The sequence below is a fragment of the Eudoraea sp. genome (genome assembly GCF_049665975.1).
Lineage (GTDB): Bacteria > Bacteroidota > Bacteroidia > Flavobacteriales > Flavobacteriaceae > Eudoraea.
Genome location: NZ_JBATGR010000497.1, coordinates 1 through 6989 on the forward strand (window position 1 = coordinate 1; position 6989 = coordinate 6989).

At 38.8% G+C, this 6989-nt stretch carries 8 protein-coding genes; 4 read left to right on the plus strand and 4 right to left on the minus strand.

Going from position 1 to position 6989, the window contains the following annotated elements:
- The 4 genes from WBN20_RS15850 to WBN20_RS15865 all read left to right on the plus strand — a co-directional run.
- Nucleotides 1–1478, plus strand: a 1478-nt coding sequence (locus WBN20_RS15850; RefSeq protein ID WP_424282383.1) for an alpha/beta hydrolase-fold protein, incomplete at its 5' end; no start/stop codon positions are given.
- Nucleotides 1479–1543: 65 nt separating this feature from the next.
- Complete coding sequence (locus tag WBN20_RS15855) at nucleotides 1544–3094, plus strand: glycosyltransferase family 39 protein (RefSeq protein WP_424282384.1); 1551 nt, start codon at nucleotides 1544–1546, stop codon at nucleotides 3092–3094.
- 206 nt (nucleotides 3095–3300) lie between these two features.
- Nucleotides 3301–4272, plus strand: coding sequence for an aldo/keto reductase (locus WBN20_RS15860; RefSeq protein WP_424271005.1), 972 nt, complete (start codon nucleotides 3301–3303; stop codon nucleotides 4270–4272).
- 11 nt (nucleotides 4273–4283) lie between these two features.
- On the plus strand, nucleotides 4284–4469 hold the full coding sequence (locus tag WBN20_RS15865; protein WP_424274061.1) for a hypothetical protein: 186 nt from the start codon (nucleotides 4284–4286) through the stop codon (nucleotides 4467–4469).
- A 10-nt stretch (nucleotides 4470–4479) separates the two neighbouring features.
- Here the strand turns inward: WBN20_RS15865 and WBN20_RS15870 are convergent, their stop codons facing one another.
- The 4 genes from WBN20_RS15870 to WBN20_RS15885 form a co-directional block, all read right to left on the minus strand.
- Nucleotides 4480–4902, minus strand: a complete 423-nt coding sequence (locus tag WBN20_RS15870; RefSeq protein ID WP_424282385.1) for a VOC family protein — start codon at nucleotides 4900–4902, stop codon at nucleotides 4480–4482.
- A 10-nt stretch (nucleotides 4903–4912) separates the two neighbouring features.
- Nucleotides 4913–5776, minus strand: a complete 864-nt coding sequence (locus WBN20_RS15875) for an alpha/beta fold hydrolase (RefSeq protein ID WP_424282386.1) — start codon at nucleotides 5774–5776, stop codon at nucleotides 4913–4915.
- A gap of 189 nt (nucleotides 5777–5965) precedes the next feature.
- The gene (locus WBN20_RS15880) at nucleotides 5966–6520 is read right to left on the minus strand and encodes a hypothetical protein (protein ID WP_424282387.1); all 555 of its coding nucleotides are present in this window, start codon (nucleotides 6518–6520) and stop codon (nucleotides 5966–5968) included.
- A 6-nt stretch (nucleotides 6521–6526) separates the two neighbouring features.
- A partial coding sequence (locus tag WBN20_RS15885) for a helicase HerA-like domain-containing protein (RefSeq protein ID WP_424282388.1) occupies nucleotides 6527–6989 on the minus strand: 463 nt, incomplete at its 5' end.

Below are 6989 nucleotides of genomic sequence, written 5' to 3' on the forward strand. Positions count from 1 at the left end.
CTTTTGATACGGCAGGCCATGGATTTCCATACGCCGGTTTAGCAGAATTACCACCAGGTGAATATTGGGTGCAGGCCTTATTACATATCTATGACACCTTTAATTTAAGTACTGGTCATACGGTAAAATTACCCATGGATAATGGAGAAGGACAGAAATGGAACAGGTCTCCCGGTAATTTGTACAGTAAACCATTTAAGGCAACAATGCCAGAAAATGGTAATTTGGAAATATCCGTCGTTATGGATCAGGTGATTCCACCTATTGAAGAAGCTGAAGATACAGAATGGATAAAACACATTAAGATGCGTTCCGAAAAACTTTCAGAATTTTGGGGAAGGGACATATATTTAGGAGCTCATATACTTCTGCCCAAAGGGTTTCAGGAACATCCGGAAGCAAAATATCCGCTAATGATCTTCCACGGGCACTTTCCAAATGATTTTGGGGGGTTCAGAACGGTTCCTCCGGATCCAAATCTGGAACCGGATTATGCAGCGCGCTTTAAGGTTTCAGGTTATAATATCATACAGCAACAAGAAGCCTACGATTTTTATAAAAGATGGAACGAACCTGATTTTCCGAGGTTTCTGATTATTGAAATACAACATCCTACTCCTTATTATGACGATTCATATGCCGTAAATTCTGCCAGTCAGGGCCCTTATGGCGATGCTATAACCCATGAGCTCATTCCGTATATTGAAAAAGAATTCCGTGGCTTAGGCGAAGGCTGGTCTCGTTTTTTATACGGAGGATCTACTGGAGGCTGGGAGGCATTGGCGGTTCAGGTTAAATACCCGGAAGAGTATAACGGGTGTTTTGCAGCTTGTCCGGATCCAATTGATTTTAGTGCCTATGTCCTTACCAATATTTACGAAGATGAAAATGCGTATTATTACAAGAGTGACCATAAAATGCTGGAAGTGCCTGCTCATAGGGACTATTTAGGTCAGATTCAATCTACCGTACGTGACGAGAATCATCTGGAATTGGTTTTGGGAGATAAATCCCGCTCCGGTCAACAGTGGGATATTTGGGAAGCCACCTATTCCCCTCAGGGAAAAGAGGGATATCCTGAGCGTATATGGGATAAAAAGACTGGAATAATAAATCCTGAAGTAGCAAATTACTGGAAAGAGAATTACGACCTCCGCCATATTCTGGAGAGGGACTGGGATAAACTGGGTGAGAAGTTAAAAGGCAAAATTAATATTTACTGTGGGGATATGGATAACTATTATTTAAACAACGCGGTTTATAAAATGGAGGAATTCCTTGAAAACACCTCCAATCCTTATTACGATGGCGAAGTTTTATATGGTGACAGGGCAGAACACTGCTGGAATGGTGACCCAAAGGAACCCAACCATATTTCAAGGTTAAGATATAACAGCATGTATGTTCCTAAGATTATGGAACGAATTGCAGAAAGTGCTCCCCCCGGAGCTGATCTGAGTAGTTGGCTTTATCCCTGATTTCCAGAGCATTAATATTTTTTAGCATTGACTCTTAGAAAATTTTTATTTTCACCATAACAACCATGACAGTCAACAAGTTAAAATTTTGGGTCACTTCTACAGGATTGATGATCCTTATCCTTGCTCTGCTTAAATTTATAGTACATGCAGTCACTTTTGATAATTACGAGCTGCATAGAGATGCCTATTTATACTATGCTTTGAGTGAACACCTGGCTTGGGGATATGTAGCCGTGCCGCCGTCTATTGCGGTTATTGGAAAAGTGGCTACGACATTATTCGGGAATACCGTATTTGGCCTTCGTTTCTTCCCTTTCCTTATTGGTGCAATCAATGTCATTATTATTGGCATGTTCACCAGGGACTTAGGAGGCAAAAAAATAGCAATAGCGCTGGCTTGTCTTGCCTATATTTTCTCACCGGCTTATTTACATGTAAACACTCTTTTTCAACCTGTTGCGTTTAACCATTTTTTTTGGCTTTTATCGGGCTATCTGTTCTATAAGCTCATCTCCATTGGCGATCCGAAAATGTGGCTATGGATTGGAATTGTATTCGGCCTTGGTTTTCTCAATAAATATTCCATCGTTTTTCTTTATACTTCCTTTGGGCTTTCAATGCTATTCTCGCGTTATCGCAAGTTATATTTGTCGCACTATTTTGTTTATGCCATATTAATCGCGCTGTTTATCATATCGCCAAATCTTTATTGGCAGTATGGCAATAATTGGCCTGTCTTACAGCATATGGAAGAGTTGAGACGAACCCAGCTTGTTCATGTTCAGCCTTTGGGATTTATAGTAGAGCAGTTGTTGATGAATGCCCAGGCTTTATTTCTTTGGATTGGTGCGCTACTCATTTTACTTTTTAATAAAAAGGAAAGACAGTACCGCATTTTTGCTTATGTCTACCTATTGGTTTTTGTACTTCTCCTGGCCGGTAGTGGGAAGCCTTACTATACTCTGGGAATATACCCTATATTGTTTGTTTTTGGAGGCTACTTTACTCAAAAATATATTGTGCGATACCTGAAACCGGTATTTGTAACACTGGTTGCTTCCATGGCGTTGGGGCTATATTTTTCAATGCCTTTTGATGGGATTCCTTTCATCTCTTTTGAAAAAGCCCTTAATAAGGGAGCTTTCAGATGGGAAGACGGAGAACAGCACGACCTGCCTCAGGATATGGCGGACATGACCGGCTGGAAGGCCATAGGAGAGGCCGTAAGTGCTATATATTTGGATCTGGGTGAGGAAAATCGGGACAATTGCCATATTTACTGCTATCATTACGGACAGGCCGGGGCCATTATGTTTTATGGTAAAAAACACAACATTTCGCAGCCAATTTCCCCTAACGCCAGTTTCGTTTTCTGGTCGCCAGATAACATAAGTAAAGATTATGTGATTTATGTTCATTCTGATTTGGGTAACACTGTTAATCCGGATAGCCTCCTTCCAACTTACTTCGAAGAAGTGGAGCTTAAAAAGGTAATCAATGATCCCTATTTCAGGGAAAATGGGACCCGCATATACCTCTGCCATTCACCAAATGAAAAAGTAAAGAAGAGGTATCTGGATATGATGAAAAGCCTGAAGGAGAGGTACCGTTAGGATAGCGATGGATCGTAGTATCTTTTGGAAAGAGGTTAAACCTTGTGATTTTGATTTAGAGTATTAATTGCTAATTGCGATATCACATGGTGCTTTTTCCGATTATTTGAGCATACTAATTTTCAAAAGTTTATTCCACGAATTTTAATAAAGAGCGGAAGGGTATTCTTCTAAAACACTATATTTAAGAGTTAAATACTGGTCTTATGAACTACAGATTATTTGGGCGCACAAACTGGAAGGTGAGTGAAATTGGTTATGGAATGTGGGGAATGGGCGGCTGGACTGAATCTGATGATATCCTTTCTGCAAAATCTTTAGATCTTGCGGCAGAACATGGGGTTAACTTTTTTGATACCGCATGGGGATATGGAGAGGGACATAGTGAGCGACTACTTGGGGAACTCCTGCGCAGACATAAAAATACCAAACTTTATACGGCAAGTAAAATTCCTCCAAAAAATTTTAAATGGCCGGCAAAACCCGAGTATTCATTTGAGGAATCATATCCAACGGAACACATTTTTGATTATACGCATAAAACACTGAAAAATTTAGGATTAGAACAGATAGACCTTATGCAGTTTCACACCTGGGATGACGGCTGGACAGATAGGGAAGAGTGGAAAAGAGCGGTGGAGGATTTAAAAAAAGCGGGTAAAATTGCTGCTATGGGAATAAGTGTAAACAGATGGGAGCCGGAGAATGGGATAAGTGCATTAAAAACCGGATTGTTTGATGCAGTACAGGTAATATATAATATTTTTGACCAGGCTCCGGAAGATGTCTTATTTCCATTATGTAAAGACCTTGATATAGCTATTATTGCAAGGGTTCCCTTTGACGAAGGTACTTTAACAGGGAATATTACGAGGGAAACTACCTTTCCTGAGGGCGATTGGCGGGGCACTTACTTTGTTCCTGAAAATTTAAATAGTAGTTCAGATAAGGCAGATTTACTGCGTCCACTTGTTCCTGAAGGAATGACCATGGCCGAAATGGCATTGCGATTCATTTTAATGAATTCTGATGTGAGCACTATTATACCGGGTATGCGCAAACAAAGAAATGTATTATCTAATGTTGGAACCAGTGATGGGATAGGGCTGCCAGAAGAACTTTTCGAAGAACTAAGAAACCACAGATGGGACAGAATACCCAGGGCATGGTCACAATAAAAAGATTGGAGATGGATAAAAAGAAATTTACTAGCCAGGTACTGGTCGCTATTTTTTTCTACACCTTATTTTCCGTGATTTTAGGAAAAGACTATTCTATGGATGCCATTTTTAATGAATTAAAAGGAGGAGTAGTTTTTGGGGTAATATATGCGCTGATCATCTGGTTATGGCAGAAGTATAAAAAAAAGCAATAGAAAAGCTGGCCTATTTAGCAAACAACTGCCCCATATCTTTAAATGCCTTAAACTCCAGAGCATTACCAGCGGGGTCTAAGAAAAACATGGTGGCTTGTTCTCCAACCTGGCCTTCAAAACGTATGTAAGGTTCAATAATAAACTGTATTCCCTTAGCTTCTAATTCTTTGGCAAAAGTTTGAAAAGTAGCCCAGGGCAATACCACCCCGTAATGAGGTACCGGAACATCTTTACCATCCACCGGATTAGAATGCAACTCCTCTTTGGACTTCGGCTTGTAATGAATTACTAACTGATGTCCAAAAAGATTGAAGTCAACCCAATGGTCGCTGCTGCGGCCCTCCTCGCAATTAAGGACTTCTCTGTAAAAAACTCGGCATTTATCCAGGTTATGCACAGGAATCGCGATGTGAAATGGTGAAATAGTTGACATAGGAAGTGATTTATGGGCTAAAATTAGTCCTTTTCTTTGATTTCAAAAAATCTATAATTTGATTATTTACTTTGCCCTGATGCATGGAATGACCTAACCCACGGGTACTTATTAGTCTGCTGTTCTTCCAGTTTGCATGTACTTTTTCTGAGTTGTGATAAGGAGTTATAGGATCTTCTATATCGTGAAATAATAATCCGTCTATTTGAATCTTCCGTGCAAATTGGGAACTGGAAAAATCCCTGATTCCATAGCCAAAATGGGCCTGAAAATAAAGGTCTAATGACTCTAAAACCTTCTTATTGAATCCTACAATATTTTGATAATGCACCATAAGTTCATAAAGCTCGGAAGGGGCTCCAATGGTCACAATCTTTTTAATTGAATTTTGTGGATACAGGTATTGGTAATACAATGCTGCCATCCCTCCAACGGAATGCCCAATTATAAAAGAGGGTTTAAAATGTTTAACAATATGTTGGGTACATTCCGCATAAAGAGGGACATTGAATATCCCGCCAGATGAATTCCCGTGGGCAGGGGCATCAAAGGCAACAATGGCAAAATTTGCGTCACTCAGAAATTGTATCAGGTTGCGCCAACGAAATGAATTGCTCTCCCAACCATGAAGCAATAAAACGGTATCTTTTGTTCCGGCCCAGGAATAAGTTTGTATTTGTTTCCCACCCACTTCAATAATTATATCCTCAGCTTTTTTTAAAAAGGAAGCTTGCAATGGAAGTACATTCCCTTTTCGTGGTGAACTAAACAGAGTAAATGCCTTTTCTCCGGCCAGTTTTTTTGAGAACAGAGCAAGAATATTAAAATAGGCCCCATAAGCCAGAGCCAGAATACGATTTACCAGTTTTTTCATTTATTATCAAATTAACTGCATGAGTGCAAAAATACAGCAATAGCGTAATTGATAACCTAGCCAAAAGTAAAATGGATGAGGTTTAGAGCATATCAAATACAATGGCTAATATTCAGTGTCCCGATTACTGAAACACAGGTATATTTTAAATTCAAAGGAATCTTTATTCACTAATTTACACACCCCTTTTTAATCCCAACCAACCATTATATATTTGATTTTGGCATCATCCGGGATTTGTACTTCTTCTATATTAATACTTGTATCATATCGCAGACTTGCAGGTAATTCGTCTTTATCAATAGTGAAGTATACATCGCTATTTTCAATGAATATAATTACATTATTTAATGAGGTTACTATTTTCTTTATGACGCATTTATCTTTTATTTCCTTAAATGTACTTTCGAGTCCAATTCCTTTTTCAGTTTTAAATCTGGGGTCTATTACACGTATTATTCCAATTTTTGGAATACTATCCTCGTTTGGAGTTAAGGTTAGTAAATGCTGTCCGCCTTTTTCATAAATTTCCATCATATTAGAATTAGATACCAAGGTCCGAGGAGAAGTATCCTTAACTATTGAATCATTGCTATAAATATTTTCCAGTTCACTTACAGGACTGGTTCTCATTAGTTTTCCAACTTGTGAATTATTTATTAAAAAATTGGGATCCCTATCCTTTTTACAATGCATTAAGATCAATGCTATTACTAATAAGGATATAAATTGAATGTTTTTCATATTCTGTTATCGTATCACTTTTTTTAACACCCCCAATACACCACGAATAAAGGTTGCACTGGTTAAAACTTTTATAATCGGATTTTGACGTGTGCTTCTACGAGTTGTTGTTCTTCTTGTAGATGTTTTTCGGGTTTGAACTTCTTTTTCAGCCTCTTTTTCTGCTTCTTCTTCTGCCCTTTCTATTTTTTCATTTAAGATCTCATAGGCGCTTTCTCTATCAATAATATCATTGTATTTCCTTACCAGTTTTGAATTATTAATTACGGAATCTAATTCAGTGTCAGATAAAATATCCATTCGGCTCATGGGGGCACGTAGCATTGTAGCTGCAAGGGGGGTGGGCCTTCCTTTTTCATCTAAAGCGGTAATAAGTGCCTCCCCTATGCCAAGTGAAGTTAGTACTTCTTTGGTGTCATAATACTCTGAGATAGGATAGTTCTCTGCGGTTAGTTTAATAGCCTTGCGA